The sequence below is a fragment of the Stenotrophomonas veracruzanensis genome, assembly GCF_032911525.1.
Taxonomy (GTDB): Bacteria; Pseudomonadota; Gammaproteobacteria; order Xanthomonadales; family Xanthomonadaceae; genus Stenotrophomonas; species Stenotrophomonas africana.
In genome coordinates this window covers 23,939-42,447 of sequence record NZ_JAWJTI010000025.1, presented here as the reverse complement: position 1 = coordinate 42,447, position 18,509 = coordinate 23,939, and the positions used below count along the sequence as shown (strand labels likewise).

General features: G+C 67.8%; 17 protein-coding genes. 8 read left to right on the top strand and 9 right to left on the bottom strand.

The window, feature by feature from the left end:
* Positions 1-8: 8 nt before the first annotated feature.
* Entirely contained in the window at positions 9-1,484 is a 1,476-nt protein-coding gene (locus R1H25_RS14650) for an amino acid permease (RefSeq protein WP_049447152.1), read from the bottom strand.
* Positions 1,485-1,617: 133 nt separating this feature from the next.
* Between R1H25_RS14650 and R1H25_RS14645 the strand changes: the two genes are divergently transcribed.
* Positions 1,618-2,232 carry an NUDIX hydrolase gene (locus R1H25_RS14645; protein ID WP_080392927.1) on the top strand — a complete coding sequence of 205 codons (615 nt, stop codon included), beginning with the start codon at positions 1,618-1,620 and terminating at the stop codon, positions 2,230-2,232.
* 64 nt (positions 2,233-2,296) lie between these two features.
* Here R1H25_RS14645 and serA read toward each other — a convergent pair whose 3' ends face one another.
* Positions 2,297-3,538, bottom strand: coding sequence for a phosphoglycerate dehydrogenase (gene serA / locus R1H25_RS14640; protein ID WP_317223941.1), 1,242 nt, complete (start codon positions 3,536-3,538; stop codon positions 2,297-2,299).
* Positions 3,539-3,708: 170 nt separating this feature from the next.
* Between serA and R1H25_RS14635 the strand changes: the two genes are divergently transcribed.
* The 3 genes from R1H25_RS14635 to R1H25_RS14625 all read left to right on the top strand — a co-directional run bounded on the left by R1H25_RS14635 (position 3,709) and on the right by R1H25_RS14625 (position 7,365).
* Positions 3,709-5,097: an FAD-binding oxidoreductase gene (locus R1H25_RS14635; RefSeq protein WP_317223940.1), complete on the top strand. Its 1,389-nt coding sequence runs from the start codon at positions 3,709-3,711 to the stop codon at positions 5,095-5,097.
* A 62-nt stretch (positions 5,098-5,159) separates the two neighbouring features.
* Positions 5,160-5,459: a DUF2388 domain-containing protein gene (locus R1H25_RS14630; protein WP_049447145.1), complete on the top strand. Its 300-nt coding sequence runs from the start codon at positions 5,160-5,162 to the stop codon at positions 5,457-5,459.
* Positions 5,460-5,529: 70 nt separating this feature from the next.
* Complete coding sequence (locus tag R1H25_RS14625; RefSeq protein ID WP_373695566.1) at positions 5,530-7,365, top strand: DUF4105 domain-containing protein; 1,836 nt, start codon at positions 5,530-5,532, stop codon at positions 7,363-7,365.
* Here R1H25_RS14625 and R1H25_RS14620 read toward each other — a convergent pair.
* Positions 7,343-8,419, bottom strand: a complete 1,077-nt coding sequence (locus R1H25_RS14620; RefSeq protein ID WP_049447141.1) for an ATP-binding protein — start codon at positions 8,417-8,419, stop codon at positions 7,343-7,345. The two genes, R1H25_RS14625 and R1H25_RS14620, sit on opposite strands and share 23 nt — an antisense overlap.
* Positions 8,419-9,135 carry a response regulator gene (locus R1H25_RS14615; protein WP_020424480.1) on the bottom strand — a complete coding sequence of 239 codons (717 nt, stop codon included), beginning with the start codon at positions 9,133-9,135 and terminating at the stop codon, positions 8,419-8,421. The genes R1H25_RS14620 and R1H25_RS14615 overlap by 1 nt, the downstream gene beginning before the upstream one ends.
* Before the next feature lie 129 nt (positions 9,136-9,264).
* On the opposite strand from R1H25_RS14615, the gene R1H25_RS14610 reads away from it, so the two are divergent.
* The 4 genes from R1H25_RS14610 (at position 9,265) to R1H25_RS14595 (ending at position 14,748) form a co-directional block, all read left to right on the top strand.
* Positions 9,265-10,413, top strand: coding sequence for an efflux RND transporter periplasmic adaptor subunit (locus R1H25_RS14610; protein WP_317223938.1), 1,149 nt, complete (start codon positions 9,265-9,267; stop codon positions 10,411-10,413).
* Positions 10,414-10,449: 36 nt separating this feature from the next.
* The gene (locus R1H25_RS14605; RefSeq protein WP_317223937.1) at positions 10,450-13,599 is read left to right on the top strand and encodes a multidrug efflux RND transporter permease subunit; all 3,150 of its coding nucleotides are present in this window, start codon (positions 10,450-10,452) and stop codon (positions 13,597-13,599) included.
* Entirely contained in the window at positions 13,580-13,972 is a 393-nt protein-coding gene (locus R1H25_RS14600) for a nuclear transport factor 2 family protein (RefSeq protein WP_049447137.1), read from the top strand. The genes R1H25_RS14605 and R1H25_RS14600 overlap by 20 nt, the downstream gene beginning before the upstream one ends.
* 83 nt (positions 13,973-14,055) lie before the next feature.
* On the top strand, positions 14,056-14,748 hold the full coding sequence (locus R1H25_RS14595; protein ID WP_317223936.1) for an MliC family protein: 693 nt from the start codon (positions 14,056-14,058) through the stop codon (positions 14,746-14,748).
* A 112-nt stretch (positions 14,749-14,860) separates the two neighbouring features.
* Here the strand turns inward: R1H25_RS14595 and yeiP are convergent, their stop codons facing one another.
* The 5 genes from yeiP to R1H25_RS14570 form a co-directional block, all read right to left on the bottom strand.
* Positions 14,861-15,427, bottom strand: a complete 567-nt coding sequence (gene yeiP / locus R1H25_RS14590) for an elongation factor P-like protein YeiP (protein WP_005409468.1) — start codon at positions 15,425-15,427, stop codon at positions 14,861-14,863.
* A gap of 49 nt (positions 15,428-15,476) precedes the next feature.
* Positions 15,477-16,247: an SDR family oxidoreductase gene (locus tag R1H25_RS14585; protein ID WP_107232443.1), complete on the bottom strand. Its 771-nt coding sequence runs from the start codon at positions 16,245-16,247 to the stop codon at positions 15,477-15,479.
* 100 nt (positions 16,248-16,347) lie between these two features.
* Entirely contained in the window at positions 16,348-17,244 is an 897-nt protein-coding gene (locus R1H25_RS14580; protein WP_317223935.1) for a hydroxymethylglutaryl-CoA lyase, read from the bottom strand.
* Positions 17,241-17,642, bottom strand: coding sequence for a VOC family protein (locus tag R1H25_RS14575; RefSeq protein ID WP_317223934.1), 402 nt, complete (start codon positions 17,640-17,642; stop codon positions 17,241-17,243). The genes R1H25_RS14580 and R1H25_RS14575 overlap by 4 nt, the downstream gene beginning before the upstream one ends.
* Positions 17,643-17,644: 2 nt before the next feature.
* Complete coding sequence (locus tag R1H25_RS14570) at positions 17,645-18,433, bottom strand: enoyl-CoA hydratase/isomerase family protein (RefSeq protein ID WP_049447128.1); 789 nt, start codon at positions 18,431-18,433, stop codon at positions 17,645-17,647.
* Between the last annotated feature and the right edge of the window lie 76 nt (positions 18,434-18,509).

Genomic DNA, 18,509 nt, shown 5'->3' with positions numbered 1-18,509 from the left:
TAGGCGGATCAGGGCGACTTGGCCAGCTTGCTGTTGCGGATGCCGTAGCCCAGGTAGATCAACAGGCCGAGCAGCGTCCAGCCCACGAACAGATGCCAGTGGACCACGAACGCCTGCCAGAACAGGAACAGGCAGGTGGCCGCGCCCAGCGGGCAGATGATCCATACTGCCGGCACACGGAACGGGCGATGGATCTCCGGCTTGGAATAGCGCAGCACCAGCACGCCGATGCAGACCGTGGCGAACGCCAGCAGGGTGCCCATCGAGACCAGTTCGCCCAGCACGTTCAGCGGCACCAGGCCGGCCAGCGCGGCGGCGATCACGCCGACCACGATGGTGGCGACGTACGGGGTGCGGAATCGGGCGTGGACCTTGCCGAAGAACTTCGGCAGCAGGCCGTCGCGGGAGATGGTGTAGGCGATGCGGGTCTGGCCCATCATCATCACCAGCACCACCGAGGACAGGCCGGCGATGGCGCCGATCTCGACCAGGGTCTTCAGCCAGGACAGGGTCGGGTAGGGCTCCAGCGCGGTGGCCACCGGCTTGTCGGTGCCCAGCAGGTGGTACGGCATCATGCCGGTCAACACCGCACAGACGATGATGTAGACGATGGTGCACACCGCCAGCGAACCGAGCAGGCCAATCGGCATGTTGCGCTGCGGGTCCTTGGTTTCGCCGGCGGCGGTGGAGACCGCATCGAAGCCGATGTAGGCGAAGAACACGATGGTGGCCGCGCGGAACACGCCGCTCCAGCCGAATTCACCCGGCACGCCGGTGTTTTCCGGAATGAACGGCTGCCAGTTGGCCGGGTCGATGTGGGCCGCGCCGATGCCGATGAACAGGCAGATCACGGTGACCTTGATCGCCACGATGATCGCGTTGACGAAGGCCGACTGGGTCACGCCCACGTACAGCAGGCCGGACACCGCCGCCACGATCAGCACCGCCGGCAGGTTGAACAGCTTGCCGGAGGCGATGAACTCGCTGCCGGTCCAGGCAATGGGAGCTGCGCTGAGTGCATCCGGGAAAGGCATGTGCAGCGTGGTGGTGATGAAGCTGATCAGGTACGCCGACCAGCCCACCGCGACCGAGGCCGAGGCGAACAGGTATTCCAGCACCAGGCACCAGCCGATGAACCAGGCCATGCCTTCGCCGAGAGTGGCGTAGGAGTAGGAGTAGGCACTGCCGGAGACCGGCATCATCGCTGCGAACTCGGCGTAGCACAGGCCCGCCAGGGCGCAGGCGAAACCAGCGATGACGAACGACAGCATCACTGCCGGGCCCGCGTGGTTGGCTGCGGCCTGGCCGGTCAGCACGAAGATACCAGCGCCGATCACCGCACCCACGCCAAGCAGGATGAGGTGTTTAGCCGTGAGGGTCCGTTTCAACGTGGCTTCGCCGTCCAGGCTGCCTTCGATGGGTTCGCCGGCATCGACGTGCCCGGCCGGCTGGACCGGCTTGACCCTCAACAGAGCTTTCAGCATGCAGTACTTCCTAGTGATCGGATTGGGTGGGCCGCCGATACGTTGCCGGCAACCCTGGAATGGTGAAGGCCGCGCGAACGGCCCGCTGTACCTTAGCCAAAGCTGAAGCCAACGCACAAGCGCAATCGCAACAATGAACGGCGATAATGAGCAGTATTTTTCCAAACGCCGCCCATTCATGAGCCACGCCGCCGAAACCCTTGCCGTGCTTGACGATCGCCTGCGCGGCCTGCTGCGGGACTACGCCCGCCGCGAGCCCGCCCACGACGCACTGGCTGCCGAATTCGGCACATTGCTGGACGATCCGGAAGATCCGTTCCGTCGTGAACGGCTGGCTGGCCACTTCACCGCCAGCTGCTGGCTGGTCAGCGCCGACGGTCAGCGCCTGCTGCTGACCCACCACCGCAAGCTGCAGCGCTGGCTGCAGCTGGGCGGTCACGCCGACGGCGACCGCGACCTGGCCCGGGTGGCGCTGAAGGAAGCCGAGGAAGAGTCTGGCCTGACCGGCCTGGTGCTGGAAGACCCGGCCATCTTCGATCTGGACAAGCATTGGATTCCGGAGCGCAAGGACGTACCGGGGCACTGGCACTACGACGTGCGTTTCGTGATCCGGGCGCTGGGTGGTGAGGCCTTCGTGCTCAGCGAGGAGTCACTTGACTTGGCCTGGCGGCCGGTGACCGAGGTCGCCGCCGATCCGGAATCGGATGAATCGATGCAGCGCATGGCGCGCCGGTGGTTGGCGCGCTAGCGACCTGTGGAGCCGAGCCGATGCTCGGCTCTACAAGTGCATGGCGGGATCGGCGGGATCCGCGTCAATACAGAATGCGCGTGCGCAGCGTGCCCGCAATCGCGGCCAGCTCGTCGCGCACGGCGGCGGCCTGGGCCTCGCTGGCGGTGATGTCGATCACCACGTAGCCCACCTTCGGGTCGGTGCGCAGGAACTGGCCGTCGATGTTGACGTTGTGGCGCGAGAAGATCTCGTTGACCTTGGACAGCACGCCCGGCACGTTCTGGTGGATGTGCAGCAGGCGCAGGCTGTCTGCGTGCTCGGGCAGGGTCACTTCCGGGAAGTTGACTGCCGACAGGGTGCTGCCGTTGTCGCTGTAGCGCACCAGCTTGGCCGCCACTTCGATGCCGATGTTGTCCTGCGCTTCCAGCGTGCTGCCGCCCACGTGCGGGGTCAGGATCACGTTGTCGTGGCGGGTCAGCGGCGATTCGAAGATATCGCCGTTGCCCTTCGGCTCGACCGGGAACACGTCCAGCGCGGCGCCACCGACGTGGCCGCTGGCCAGGGCCGCGTCCAGTGCATCGATGTCGACCACGGTGCCGCGCGCGGCGTTGATCAGGTGCGCGCCCTTGCGCATCTTCGCCAGCTCGGTGCTGCCGATCATCCACTGCGTGGACGGGGTCTCCGGCACGTGCAGGGTGACGATGTCGGCCCGCGCCAGCAGGTCGTCCAGGCTGGCCGCTGCACGGGCATTGCCCAGCGCCAGCTTGGTTTCCACGTCGTGGAAGATCACCTGCATGCCCAGCGATTCGGCCAGCACGCCGACCTGGGTGCCGATGTGGCCGTAACCGATGATGCCCAGGGTCTTGCCGCGCACTTCATGGCTGCCGCTGGCCGACTTCGACCAGCCGCCGCGATGGCATTCGGCATTTTTCTGCGGAATGCCACGGGTCAGCATGATCGCTTCGGCGATGACCAGCTCGGCCACGCTGCGGGTATTGGAGTAGGGCGCGTTGAACACCGGGATGCCGGCCAGCTCGGCCGCGTCCAGATCGACCTGGTTGGTGCCGATGCAGAAGCAGCCCACCGCGATCAGGCGCTTGGCCTCGGCCAGCACCTCGGCGCTGAGCTGGGTGCGCGAACGGATGCCGACGATGTGCGCCTCGGCGATGCGCGCCTTCAGTTCGTCCTCGGGCAGTGCCTTGGTGTGCGCTTCGATCTGGCTGTAGCCGGCGGCGCTGAACACCTCCACGGCGGTCTGGCTGACCCCCTCCAGCAACAGCACGCGGATATCCTGCTTCGGGAACGAGGTCTTCTTCGGCGACATGGGGCGACACGGCCAGTGGGACAGGGGCTGACCACTATGCCAGATCGCAGCGGCCATGGTGCAGTGCGCAATTGGTTGCATCCGTAGCTATCTGTACGGCTGCGGGGGCTGGACGCTGACGCGTGCCGCTGGCACGCTTGCCCGTTCTTCACGCACCGCGCTGGACCGTCATGACCGATTCCCGCATTGCCTCGCTGCAGCAGGCCTGTCCCGGCCTGAAGCTGAAGACCGACCCGGCCGACCTGGAGCATTACGGGCGCGACTGGACCCGGCGCTGGACGCCGGCGCCGCTGGCGATCGCACTGCCGGCCACGGTCGAGGAGGTGCAGGCGGTGATGCGCTGGAGTGCCGGCGAGGGCGTGGCCGTAGTGCCATCCGGCGGCCGTACCGGCCTTTCCGGTGGCGCGGTGGCTGCCAACGGCGAGCTGGTGCTCAGCTTGGAACGGATGAACAAGGCACTGGCCTACGATGCGGTCGATCGCACGTTGGTGGTGCAGGCCGGCATGCCGCTGGAAGCCGTGCACAACGCTGCGCTGGACCACGGCCTGATCTACCCGGTGGATTTCGCCGCGCGCGGGTCGTGCACGATCGGCGGCAACATCGCCACCAATGCCGGTGGCATCCGTGTGATCCGCTACGGCAATACCCGCGAATGGATCGCCGGGCTGAAGGTGGTCACCGCCAGCGGCGAGCTGCTGGAGCTCAACAAGGGCCTGATCAAGAATTCCAGCGGCTATGACTTCCGCCAGCTGCTGATCGGCTCGGAGGGCACGCTGGGCGTGATCGTCGAAGCCACGGTGAAGCTGACCGATCCGCCGCCGGCCAGCAACGTGATGCTGCTGGCACTGCCCAGTTTCGAAGTGCTGATGCAGGTGTTTGCTGCGTTCCGCGCGCGCCTGCAGCTGCAGGCCTTCGAGTTCTTCACCGACCGCGCGCTGGAACATGTGCTGGCGCACGGTGCGCAGGCGCCGTTCGACGAGGTGCATCCGTATTACGTGGTCACCGAGTTCGCCGCCAACGACGAAGCGCAGGAAGCGGCGGCGATGGCCGCCTTTGAAGACTGCATGGGCAACGGCTGGGTCAGCGATGGCGTGATCAGTGCCAGCGATGCCCAGGCGGCCCAGTTGTGGCGCCTGCGCGAAGGCATCACCGAATCGCTGGCGCGCTACAAGCCCTACAAGAATGACGTCTCGGTGCGGATCTCCGCGATGCCGGCGTTCCTGGCCGAGACCCAGGCACTGATCGGGCAGGCCTATCCGCACTTCGACGTGGTCTGGTTCGGCCATATCGGCGACGGCAACCTGCACATCAACGTGCTCAAGCCCGATGACACCAGCGACGCCGATTTCGTGTCGCAGTGCGAGCAGGTGACCAAGCTGCTGGCGCAGGTGCTGGCGCGCTTCGGCGGCAGCATCTCGGCCGAGCACGGCATCGGCCTGGTCAAGAAGGGCTACCTGGACAGCACCCGTGGCCCGGCCGAGATTGCCCTGATGAAGGCGGTCAAACGCGCGTTCGATCCCCAAGCGCGGCTGAATCCCGGCAAGCTGTTCGACGTTTGAGCCGGGCAAAACCTTCACGCACCCGTTACGCTCCACGGATCCTCACAACCGGCTTAGAACCGATGACCCGTCCGCTTCTGCTGCTCGCCCTGCTGTCCCTGCCGCTGGCCGGCTTCGCTTCCAGCTTCGCCGGCACGTCGGCCGGTTCGGCCACGGGTGCTTCCTCCGGTTCCTCGGGCAGCAGCTCGGGTGATGACAAGGTGGTGCTGGCTGCACGCGACGATGCCGCTGCGTTCGTTGCCAGCGACGGCCAGATCCGTGGCGCCCGCCTGCAGGCCGCGCTGGTCCACCTGCGTGAGCAAAGCGCTGCCGCACAGCAGCAGAGCGATCTGGAACTGGCTCGCGCGCTGCTCGCACGTTGATCCGGGCTGCATGACCTCGGCGTCATCGCTTTCTGTAGAGCCGAGCCATGCTCGGCTGGATGCCCGGCGCATGCGGATCCCAACAGCAGCCGAGCATGGCTCGGCTCCACAGAGGCGCAGCGGGCGCTGCGGGTGGATCGCCGCATTGGCGTGGCTGCTCATCCCTTCCGCCCATGCGGCTGATCGCCTGCAGCTCGATCCCGCCGGTCTCGATCCGGCGCAGCAGCAGCTCGCCAGTCAGACCCTGGCCGACGTGCAGTCACTGCTTCCTGAGGGCCTGCGGCGCGCGTTGCCGGCACGGGTTCAGGTGCACTGGAGTGATGACCTGCCGGCTGATGTGCATGGCCGCGCCTTCGCCGGTCGCATCACGTTGCGCCGCGATCTTCTGGATGATGACGTGCCCGGTGCGCGCCGGGCACGCCGCAGTGCGCTGGTGCACGAACTGACCCATGTTGCCGACCGTACGGGGGCGAACTGGTCGCGCAGTGCGCGCTGGCGCGACCTGGCCGGATGGCAGCGCAAGCCCTGGCATCTCGGTCGCGGCGGCAATGACTTCCATGACCGCAGCCCGGATGCCTATGAGCTGAAGGACCCGGCCGAGTACCTGGCGGTGAACGCCGAGCATTTCGTGCTCGATGGCGAGTTTGCCTGCCGGCGCCCGGCGCTGGCGCAGTGGTACCAGGCCCATTTCGGAGCACCGCCGTCGCTGCCACAGCCGCAGTGCGCTACGACGCTGCCCTTGCTCCAGGCCGAATCGGAAGAAGGCGCAGCATCGCTGCTGCAACTCGACCCGGCGCGCGTCTACGCCGTGGACTACCTGTTCGCCGAAGGCAGTGCGCAGCCGATGAGTCGCTGGGGGCACAGCATGCTGCGGCTGGTGATCTGCCGGCCGGGCCGCGCACCAGGGCCGGACTGTCGCCTGGACCTTGAGTATCACCGAGTGCTGTCGTTCCGCGCGTTCGTCGGCGACGTGCAGATTTCCAACTGGCGCGGCCTGACCGGCGGCTACCCGTCGCGCCTGTTCGTGCTGCCGCTGCAGCAGGTGGTGGACGAATACACCAAGGTAGAACTGCGCGGGTTGCAGTCACTGCCGTTGCGGCTGCAACGCGACGAGATCGCCAGCCTGCTCGAGCGCACTGCACAAGTGCACTGGAGCTATGACGGGCGCTATTACTTCGTCAGCAACAACTGCGCGGTGGAAACCGCAAAGCTGCTGCAGGCGGGGGTGCCGCGGCTGGGCGAGGCCGGGTTGGCCCAGCTGAGCCCGCGCGGCCTGAAGCGGCGACTGGTGCGGCTGGACGCGCTCGACCAGCAGGTGCTGGCCGACCGCAGCGCAGCGCAGGCACAGGGGTATTACTTCGCCTCGGCACGCGACCACTACCAGCAGTTGTTCGGCGTGGCCGCAGCCCAGCTGGCATTGCCCGCACGCGATGTGCGCGGCTGGTTGAAGCTGCCTGCAGAGCAACGGGCACCGTGGCTGCTGAAGGGCGACCTGCGCGCCAGCGCCGGCCTGTTGCTGCTGGAACAGGCCGCGCAGCGGCGCGCCGATCTGCGTGCGCGCGATGTGCTCAAGCGGCAGCTGCTGGGCGCACCGGACAGCACTGAGACCCGCAGCCTGCGTGGGTTGCTGGAGCAGAGCGGGCAGTGGCTGCGCCCGGGGACGCTGCTGCAGGAGGGGGGCTATGGGCTGCCGCTGGCCGACGAGCGGTCGCTGTTGTCTGAAACCGTGGCCACGGCCAGTGCGCAGGCGGTCCCGGCGTGGCAGGCGCTGCGCGTGCAGCTGCGGCAGCAGCTGCCGGTGAAGCAGCGCAACGAAATGGATGCGATCGATGCCAATCTGGCCGCACTGGGTGCACACCTGCGCACGCAGGCAGCCAGTCCGGCTACTGGCGCGGCAGTTCGATGACGAAGCGGCTGCCGCCGGTGCTGCCGGGGATGCAGTAGACGCGACCGCCGTGCGCATCGGCGATGGCCTTGACCACCGCCAGGCCGAGCCCGCTGCCACCGCCTTGGCGCGAGCGCGAACCATCGGCGCGCATGAACGGGGTGAAGATATCCGCGTGCAGTTCCGGGTCGATGCCCGGACCTTCGTCCTCGATCGACACCTGTACGTGGCCGGGTGTGTCGTGCACGGCGATCCGCACCTTGCCGGGGCTGGCATAGCGCCGCGCGTTCTCCAGCAGCGCCAGCAGGGCCTGGCGCAGGCGGGTCGGGTCGCAGTGCGCGTTGTGTTCCTCGCGGCTGGTCTCCAGTTCCAGCACGAAGCCGGCGGCGCGGAACTGCGGGTCGACCAGCGTCATCACCGAATGCACCTCGGCAACTACATCGGTGCGGGCCCGGCGTACATCCAACCGCGCGTTGTCGGACAGGCTCAACACGCGCAGATCCTCGATCAGGCGCGACAGGCCCTCGACCTGCGCCAGCAGGCTGCGGAACTGGGATTCGTCCGGCTGGAACACGCCCTCGGCCAGCCCCTGCAGGCGCCCGCGCAGGATGGTCACTGGAGTACGCAGTTCATGGGCGATGGCCGCATGCCACATCGCGCGCTCGCTCTCCATGTGCTGCAGGCGCCGCGCCATCGCATTGAAATCCTCGACCAGGGTTGCCACTTCGCCCGGTGAGTTTTCCTCGACGCTGGCGCGCGCACCGAGGTCGCCGCCGGCGAGTGCACGCACGCTGTCCACCAGTGAATTCAAGGGCGACAGGATGCGATGTGCAAGGCGGAACGAGGCGGCGATGGCCAAGGCCAGGCCGGTCAGGATCACCCCGACCATCCACGCCAGCTCCGGCCCGGTCGGCAGCCAGCTTTCCGGCTCTTCGGCACTGCCGGGGAAGAACTCGACCAGCACCGCGTACAGCAGCCACGACGACAGGATCATCATCACGATGACGCCGATCACCATCAGCGACATCGAAACGATGATGTGGCGGCTGAGCCCGGAGCGGCGCAGGCGGGCCATCAGCGGTCGGCCATCAGCCGGTAGCCGACACCGCGCACGCTGGCCGGAACATTGACCATGCCTACTTCGTCCAGCTTGCGGCGCAACTTGCTGACGTGGCTGTCGACGGTGCGTTCCAGCGCTTCGCTTTCCGGCAGGCATTCGTGCATCAGTTCGCTGCGGCTGAAGATGCGCGTCGGCGCCAGCGCCATGCAGTGCAGCAGCTTGAACTCGGTGAGCGTGAGCAGCACTTCGTGGCTGTAGCCTTCGCCCTCCACATGCACGGCATGGGTAGCCGAGTCGATCAGCAGCGGGCCCGCCCGCAGCGCGGTCGGTGCGTCCACGCGTGATGCGCGCAACGTACGCCGCAGCACGGCGCGCACGCGTGCTGCCACCTCCGCTGGATTGAACGGTTTGACCACGTAGTCGTCGGCGCCCATGCGCAGCGCGGTCAGTTTGTCCAGGTCCTGGTCCAGTGCGGTCAGCATGATCACCGGTGTTTCACCGCGCTGGCGCAGCTGGGTCAGCACGCTCCAGCCATCCAGGCGCGGCAGCTGCACATCCAGCAGGACCAGGTCGGGGCGGGCGCTGCGGTGCAGGTCCAGGGCGCTGTGGCCGTCGGCGGCGCGCAGCGTACGCAGTCCTTCGCGTTCCAGATAGGCGGTGAGAATATCGGCGATCTCGGCCTCATCCTCGACGATCAGGACGAGGGCGGCGAGGGCAGGGGCGGCATGCATGCAGGGGCGGGGCCTTAAGGTGCTTGCCTCCATCGTATCTCCACAGTTCCTCCATCGAAACCCCATCATCGCCACGCACACTCCACGCTTCAGAACCTATCAGCCGCTTGCGCGGCATTGTGCACAGCAATGAGAACCTTCAGGACTCCGGCCGCGCTGATCGCGACCCTCGCCCTGGCCATGACGGCCTGCTCCGCCCCCGAGGCCACCCCCGAAGCCACGCCACGCGTCAGCGTGATCACCGTCGGCCCGCAGGTGGTGCAGCGCGACGACGAACTGCCCGGCCGCGTGGCCGCCGTGCGCACCGCACAGATCCGTGCCCAGGTGGGAGGCATCGTGCAGCGCCGCCTGTTTGACCAGGGTGCGGAAGTGAGTGCCGGCCAGGCCCTGTTCCAGATCGACCCGGCGGCCTTCCGGGCCGATGTTGATTCGGCACTGGCCGCGCTGCAGCGCAGTGAGGCAGCCTTGGGCCGCAGCCGCGTGCAGTCGCAGCGCCTGGATGCACTGGCCGCCGCACAGGCCGTCAGCCAGCAGCATCGCGACGATGCCAGTGCCGAGTACGAACAGGCCCGTGCGGCAGTGAACGAGGCGCGCGCGATCCTGGCCCGCCGACAGCTCGACCTGCGCTATGCCACGGTCAGTGCACCGATTGCCGGCCGCATCGACCAGGCGCTGGTGACCGAAGGCGCACTGGTCGGCGTGGCCGATACCGAGCCGATGGCGGTCGTGCAGCAGATCGACCAGGTCTACGTCGATGTGCGCCGGCCGGCCGCGCAGCTGGAGTCGCTGCAGCGCAGTGCTGCCGGCGGCGGCGAGCTGCCGGTGACGATCATCGGTGCGGCCGGCAAGCCGTTGTCCGAGCGAGGCCAGATGCTGTTCTCCGGCATCAACGTCGATGCGCGTACCGGTGATGTGATCCTGCGCATCCTGGTCGACAACCCGCAGCGCCAGCTGCTGCCCGGCATGTACGTGCGCGCGAAGGTGCCGCGTGGCGCGCCGGCCAGTGCACTGACCGTGCCGCAGCAGGCCGTGCTGCGCAGCGCCGGTGGCCAGGCCTATGCCTGGGTGATCGGTGGCGATGGCAAGGCGGTGATCCGCACGCTGGAGGTCGATGGCAGCGTTGATCGCCAGTGGCTGGTGCGTACGGGCCTGAAGGCGGGTGAGAAGGTGGTGGTCGAGGGCCAGGAACGCCTGCAGGAAGGCGTGGTGGTCGATGCGCGCGACTGGCAGATGCCGGTCGCCAGCGCCGGTGCAGTGCAGGCCGGCAGCAAGGGCTGAGCCTTTGCCGGGCCGGTCCCTCCAGGAAAATCCAACATGGCACGTTTCTTCATCGATCGCCCGGTGTTCGCCTGGGTGCTGGCGATCTTCATCATTCTGGCCGGCGTGCTGGCGATCCCGCGGCTGGCGGTGGAGCGCTATCCGGCGGTTGCGCCGCCCAGCGTCAGCATCTACGCCAGCTACCCGGGCGCCAGCCCGCAGACGCTGAATGACGCGGTGGTCGGCCTGATCGAGCGCGAGCTGTCCAGCGTCAAGCACCTGCTGTACTTCGAGTCGTCGGTGGACACCTCCGGCGAAGCCTCGATTACTGCGACCTTCAAGCCGGGTACCAACCCGGAGCTGGCGCAGGTGGACGTGCAGAACCGGATCAAGGCGATCGAGCCGCGCCTGCCGCGCAGCGTGCGCCAGAACGGCCTGTTTGTGGAGGCCGCCGATTCGGGTTTCCTGATGCTGGTCGGCCTGCGTTCGCCGGACGCCAGCGTCAGCGAGGCCGCACTGGGCGACTTCATGGCGCGCAACATCATCGAGGAGCTGCGCCGCATCGATGGCGTCGGCCGCGTGCAGCTGTTCGGTGCCGAGCAGGCGATGCGCGTGTGGCTGGACCCGACCCGGTTGACCGGCTACGGGCTGACCATGGGTGACGTGGCGGCTGCCATCGAGCAGCAGAACCTGGAGATCTCACCAGGGCGCATCGGCGATTCGCCAGGTGTGCCGGGCCAACGCATCACCGTGCCCTTGAGCGCCGATGGCCAGCTGTCCACGCCGGAACAGTTCGCCGCCATCGTGCTGCGCGCCGGGGCCGACGGCTCGCGGGTGCTGCTGGGCGACGTCGCCCGCGTCGAGCTGGGCGCGCAGAGCTATGCCTGGGGCACCCGTGAGGATGGCCATCCGGCCACCGCCGCCGGCGTGCAGCTGCGCCCGGGCGCGAATGCGGTGCGTACCGCGTCGGCGGTGCGTGAGCGCATGGCCGAGTTGGCGCCGCTGCTGCCGCGCGGCGTGGAATCGAGCATTCCGTTCGACACCGCGCCGTTCGTCAGGATCTCGATCCAGAAGGTGGTGCAGACCTTGCTGGAAGCGATGCTGCTGGTGTTCGCGGTGATGTACCTGTTCCTGCAGAACTGGCGCTACACGCTGATTCCGGCGCTGGTCGCACCGATCGCGCTGCTGGGCACCTTCGCGGTGATGCTGGCGCTGGGCTTCTCGATCAACGTGCTGACCATGTTCGGCATGGTGCTGGCAATCGGCATCATCGTCGACGACGCGATCGTGGTGGTCGAAGGCGTGGAACGGATCATGGCCGAAGAAGGGCTGCCACCGCGGGAGGCGACCATCAAGGCGATGCGTGAGCTGACCGGCGCAGTGATCGGCATCACCCTGGTGCTGACCGCGGTGTTCATCCCGATGGCCTTGGCCAGCGGCTCGGTGGGCGCGATCTACCGCCAGTTCACCGTGGCGATGGCGGTGTCGATCCTGTTCTCGGCGCTGCTGGCATTGAGCCTCACCCCGGCGCTGTGCGCGACCCTGCTGCGCCCGAACACCCATGGCCATCATGGTCGTGGCGGGCTGTTCGGCGCCTTCAACCGTGGCTTCGAGCGGATGACCGGGCGTTACCAGCGTGGTGTGGCGTCGGTGCTGCAGCGGAGCGGGCGGGTCATGGGCGTGTTCGCCGCGCTGGTGGCGGCGCTGCTGCTGGGCCTGCACTGGCTGCCGGGCGCCTTCCTGCCGGAAGAGGACCAGGGCTACTTCATGACCTCGATCCAGCTCCCGGCCGAAGCCACCGCCGAACGCACGCTGGCGGTGGTGGAAGCGTACGAGCGACATGTGGCCTCGCGCCCGGGCATCGGTTCCAACCAGGCGATCCTCGGCTACAGCTTCTCCGGTTCCGGCCCGAGTGCGGCGCTGACCTACACCATGCTGAAGGACTGGGGCGAGCGCGCAGGTGCTACTGCGGCCGGTGAGGTGGAGGCCGCGCAGAAGGCGATGGCCACGGTTGCCGAAGGCGAGGTGATGAGCGTGATGCCGCCGGCCATCGACAGCCTGGGGCGTTCTTCCGGTTTCTCGCTGGCGCTGCAGGCGCGTACCGGGCAGAGCCAGGCCGAACTGCGCGCGGCCCTGCAGCAGCTGCTGAGGCTGGCCGAGGCCAGCCCGCTGCTGTCCGAGGTGCACGCCGATGGCCTGCCGGCAGGCACCAGCGTGCGGCTGGACATCGACCGCGCCAAGGCTGAGGCAATGGGCGTGGGCTTCGCTGACATCAGCAGCACGCTGTCGGCAGCGATGGGCTCGCAGTACGTCAACGACTTTCCCAACAAGGGCCGGCTGCAGCAGGTGATCCTGCAGGCCGACGCACCCCACCGGATGGAGCTGGAGGACGTGCTGAAGCTGTACGTGCGCAACAGCGAAGGCGGCATGGTGGCGCTGTCCGAGCTGGTTACCCCGCACTGGACCGAGGCGCCACTGCAGCTGCAGCGTTATCTCGGCTTCCCGGCGCTGAACCTGTCCGGCGCGCCAGCCACCGGCGTGTCGACCGGTCAGGCCATGGCGGAGATGGAGCGGTTGGCCGGGAAGCTGCCATCTGGCTTTGCCCTGCAGTGGACCAGCCAGTCGCTGCAGGAACGCGAATCGGGCGCGCAGGCACCGTGGCTGTTGCTGCTGTCGATGCTGGTGGTGTTCCTGGTGCTGGCGGCGCTGTACGAGAGCTGGTCGATCCCGCTGGCGGTGATGCTGGTGGTCCCGCTGGGTCTGCTCGGTGCGGTTGCTGCGGTGTTGTTGCGGGGCATGCCCAACGACGTGTTCTTCAAGGTCGGCATGATCACCGTGATCGGGCTGTCGGCGAAGAACGCGATCCTCATCGTCGAGTTCGCGCGCCAGCTGCAGCAGCAGGGTCGCGGCCTGGTTGAAGCAGCGCTGGAGGCCGCGCGGCTGCGCCTGCGGCCGATCGTGATGACCTCGCTGGCGTTCGCGCTGGGCGTGGTGCCGCTGATGCTGGCGCAGGGCGCGTCGAAGGAAACCCAGCAGGCGATTGGAACCGGTGTGTTCGGCGGCATGGTCAGTGCGACCGTGCTGGCGGTGTTCTTCGTGCCGGTCTTCTATGTAGTGGTGCAGGGTGCGCGGCAGTGGATCGCGCAACGCCTGCGCAGGCGCCGGCCGATGCCGGGAGGAACCGTGGATGGAACGGAACATCGTTGAAGATCTGCACGAGCAACAGTTGATGGTGCTGGAGCAGCGCCTGTGCGCGGCCCTGCTGGAAAATGATCACGATGCGCTGACCGCGCTGGTATCGCCGGCGTTGTTCATGATGGATGGCCACGGCGGCCGCATGCTCGATCTGCCCTGGCTGGGCGATTGGCTGGCCGGCGGCCTGCAGGTACGAAGCCTGCAGCTGCAGGCGGTGGAAACCCTTCTGTGTGGCCGCCTGGCACTGCTGTCCAGCGATGTGCGGCTGTCAGTGTTGCAGCAGGGCGAGGAGCGCGTGGTGAAGCTGCGCCTGCTGCGGGTATGGACCTGCAGTTCCGGCGACGGTGGCGCACAGCTGCTGTCGATGGCGGTGCTGGCCGCGTGAGTGCGGTCAGGCCCCTTTCAGGCCCCACTCACCGGCAGGTGGTAGGGTCGATGGTCTCAGTAGTGTCGACAAGGAGTCGAGCCATGCGTGTAGTTCCCAGTCTGTTGGCAGCCTCCCTCGGCTTGGTGCTCGCCGCGTGCCAGCCAGCCCAGCCGCCCGCCGCGGGTGGCAACGATGCCCCGCGTGCCACGCCGCCGCCGAGGGCCGGCACCGAAGGTGGCAGCGAGACCGCCTACCAGTGTGGTGATCTGAGCGTGCGCGCGACCTTCAATGGCGAGGATGCAGCCACGGTGGTGATCGGCGAGCGTACCTTCGCCATGACTTCCGAACGCGCGGCATCCGGCGCCAAGTATGGCGATGGCCAGGGCAACAGCTTCTGGACCAAGGGCAGCGATGACGGCCTGTTGAGCCTGAAGGGTGAGGCCGATCGCGAGTGCCACGCTGTCGAACCCACCGAAGGCGATGGCAGTGCCGGCAAGGCCGCGTTCCGTGCCACCGGCAATGAGCCCGGCTGGCTGGCGGTTGTCGATGGCGACGCGCCGGGCCTGCAGGTGGAAGTTGACTATGGCGAGCGTCGCTTCGACGTCGCCGCGCCCACCGAAGGTGCTGACGGTTGGAGTGGCAAGGCGTCCGATGGCACCGACGTCAAGCTCAGCTTCCAGCGCACCACCTGCCAGGATGACATGAGTGGCGAGGCGTTCGAGGCCAAGGTGAATCTGACCATCGGCACCCGCCAGTACCACGGCTGCGGCAACTTCGGCGCGAAGCAGCCGTAAGCCTTCTGTAGAGCCGAGCCGACGCTCGGCTCTACACGATCGCTACATCCGATGCCCTGCCCGCGGCGAACACGCCGCAAGCAGGGACAGCCAGCCGATCAGCGCGAGGCGCTTAGTCGGCACGGCCCGCGAATTCGCCGGTGGCGGTGTTCACCAGCACGCGCTCGCCGTTGACGATGTACTCCGGCACCATGATTTCGATGCCGGTGTTGAGCTTGGCCGGCTTCGGGCGCTTGGTGGCGGTGCCGCCCTTCAGTTCCGGCGGCGTCTCGATCACTTCCAGCACCACCGAGGCCGGCAGCTGGATCGCCACCGGCTGCTCGTCGATCACCTGCACGTAGATGCCGGTCAGGCCGTCGGTGATGTAGCCGGCATCGTCGCCGATCACGTCTGCGTCCAGGGTGTAGGGGGTGTAGTCCTCGTCATCGAGGAACACGAACGCGTCGCCGTCCTTGTACGAATAGGTGGACTGGCGGCGCAGCAGTTCGACCTCGACCAGGTTGTCGTCGGCATCGAAGCTGGCGTCGAGCTTGTTGCCGCCCGGCACGCTGTACATGATGAAGCGGAAGCGGACGTTGCCGCCGCGACCCTGCGGCGAGCTGCGCTCGATGTCGCGGATCTGGTACACGCCGTTGTTGTACTCGACGACGTTGCCCTTCTTGATGTCGTTGGCTTTCATGGTGATCTAGGTCGTTGGGGGAGGGCGCCGTCCCGGCGCCCGTGGGGAATCACTTCGGAGCGAGGCGGGTAGCGCCGTCCAGGCGGATGGTCTCGCCGTTGAGGTAGGTGTTACCGAGGATGAAGCCGACCAGGCTGGCGAAGTCTTCCGGCTTGCCCAGGCGCGACGGGAACGGAATCGAGGCGGCCAGCGACTGCTGCACGGCTTCGGGCATGCCGTCGACCATCGGCGTCCAGAACACGCCCGGAGCGATGGTATTGACGCGGATGCCGAAGCGCGACAGTTCGCGTGCCATCGGCAGCGTCATCGACACCACGCCGCCCTTGCTGGCGGCATACGCGGCCTGGCCGATCTGGCCTTCATAGGCGGCGATGCTGGCGGTGTTGATGATCACGCCGCGCTCGCCGTCGGTGCCGGCTTCGTTGTGCTGCATGCGGTTGGCCGCAGCCTTGGCGACGTTGAAGCTGCCGACCAGGTTGACCATCACCGTGCCCTGGAAGCCGGCCAGCGGCATCGGGCCTTCCTTGCCGAGCACGCGGCCGGCGCCGAGGATGCCGGCGCAGTTCATCGCCACGTTCAGGCCGCCGAGGAAGTCGTGGGCCTGGTCGATGGCCGCAGCCACGGCCGCCTCATCGCTGACGTTGACGTTGAAATAGCGGGCCTTGTCGGCACCCAGCGCGGCAACGGCGGCTGCACCCTTGTCGTCGTTGAGGTCGAACAGGGCCACCTTGCCGCCCTGGGCGACGAGGTGCTGGGCCACGGCCAGGCCGAGGCCGGAGACGCCGCCAGTGATCACGGCACGTACGGAAGACAGCTGCATTGAACGGTCCTGCAGGTTCGAGAACCGCCGATTCTAACGGAAGCCGCGACCGCCGCCGTTGTGCACTGCGCCGCCTTTGCGGGGCGGCGCAGTGCGGTGGTCAACCGGCCGCGGCCAGCGCCTGCCCGGTACGGCTTGCGGTGGCGCGTCCGAGCAGGCCGGCCAGCCAGCGGCCGGTCTCGGCCAGTGCCGGCAGGTCCACGCCGCTGTCCAGCCCCAGGCCCTGCAGCAGGTAGACCACGTCTTCGCTGGCGACGTTGCCGCTGGCGCCCTTGGCATATGGGCAGCCACCGGCACCGGACACCGCGCTGTCGACCACGCGCACGCCTTCCTCCAGGCAGGTGGCGATGTTGGCGATGGCCTGGCCGTAAGTGTCGTGGAAGTGCACGGCCAACGCCGCCATCGGAATCTCGGCCGCCACCGCCAGCAGCATCGCGCGCGCCTTGCGCGGGGTGCCGACACCGATGGTGTCGCCCAGCGAGATTTCGTAACAGCCCATCTGGTGCAGGGCGCGTGCAACACGCACCACGTCGGCCAGCGGCACTTCGCCCTGGTAGGGGCAGCCGAGCACGGTCGAGACGTAGCCGCGCACGCGCACGCCATCGGCGGCGGCGCGGCGCAGGATCGGTTCAAAGCGGGCCAGCGACTCGTCGATGCCGGCATTGGTGTTGGTGCGGTTGAACGCCTCGGACGCGGCGGTGAACACCGCTACTTCCTCCACGCCCACCGCACGGGCGCGGTCGTAGCCCTGTTCGTTCGGCACCAGTACCGGGTAATGGATGCCGGGCCGGCGCTGGATGCCGGAATAGACCTCGGCGGCGTCGGCCAGCTGCGGGATCCACTTCGGGCTGACGAAACTGGTCGCCTCGATGCTGCGCAGGCCGGTAGCCGACAGGCGGTTGATCAATTCGATCTTGTCGGCGGTGGAGACCGACTGCTTTTCGTTCTGCAGGCCGTCACGCGGGCCGACCTCGACGATGCGGACGTAGTCGCTCATGCGGCCACCCCGGCGGCGGGGAGGTGGCAGACCGCCTCGATGTTGTTGCCGTCCGGATCGAGCACGAAGGCGGCGTAGTAGTGGGGGTGGTACCACGGGCGCAGGCCCGGCGCGCCGTTGTCACGGCCGCCGGCGGCGAGGGCGGCGGCATGGAAGGCGTCCACCTGGTCGCGGCTGGTGCAGGCGAAGGCCACGTGCACGCCGTGGCTGGCGGTGCCGCCATTGCCGAGCCAGAAGAATGGCTTGCCATCGCTACCGAAGCCGATGTGGTCGTGGGTGCCGGTCTGTTCGGCGGTCACTTCCATCACCACGCCGATCTGCAGCGGCGCCAGCGCCTGCAGGAAGAAGGTCTTGCTGCGCGCCAGGTCGGCGCTGGTCAAACCAAGATGATCGAGCATGTTCAGGCTTCCGTGACCCAATGGGGGGCGCGCTTGTCAAGGAAGGCGCCCAGGCCTTCCTGGCCCTCGGCGGACACCCGCAGGCGCGCGATCAGGGCGGCATTATCGCGATCCAGCGTGTCGCGGTCATGGCTGTCGCGGACCTGCCGCACCAGTTGCTTGGCGCTGGACGAGGCGATCGGGCCGGCCTTGTCGAGCAGGGCCAGCTGGCGTTGCAGTGCCTCGTCCAGGCGTTCGGGCTCGACCAGCTGGTGGACCAGGCCGATGCGCAGCGCGGTGTCGGCGTCGAAATGCTCGCCGGTGGCGAACCAGCGGCGGGCCTGGCGCGGGCCGATGGCCTCGATCACATAGGGCGAGATCACCGCCGGCAGCAGGCCCAGGCGGCTTTCGGTCAGGCCGAAGCGGGCCGAGGTGCTGGCGATGGCGATGTCGCAGCAGGCGACCAGGCCGACGCCGCCGCCGAAGGCCGCACCATGGACCCGGGCCAGGGTCGGCTTGGGCAGCTCGTCCAGGGTGCGCATCAGCCGTGCCAGCGCCAGCGAGTCCTCGCGGTTGTCGGCCTCGCTGGCCGCAGCCATGCCGCGCATCCACTGCATGTCGGCGCCGGCCGAGAAGGAGGCGCCGTGGCCGGCCACTACCACCGCGCGCACCGAATCATCGTGGCCGGCGGCCTCCAGTGCGGCGGTCAGCCGGGCGATCAGCCCGGCGTCAAAGGCGTTGTGCAGCTCCGGCCGGTTCAGCCAGAGGGTGAGGACGGCGCCGCTGCGCTCGATCTGCAAAGCATCGTTCATGGGATTCCAGGGTCACTCCATACCTGTATGGATCATAGCGGGCCATTGGTCATGGGCCATGACGCGACGCGGGAAT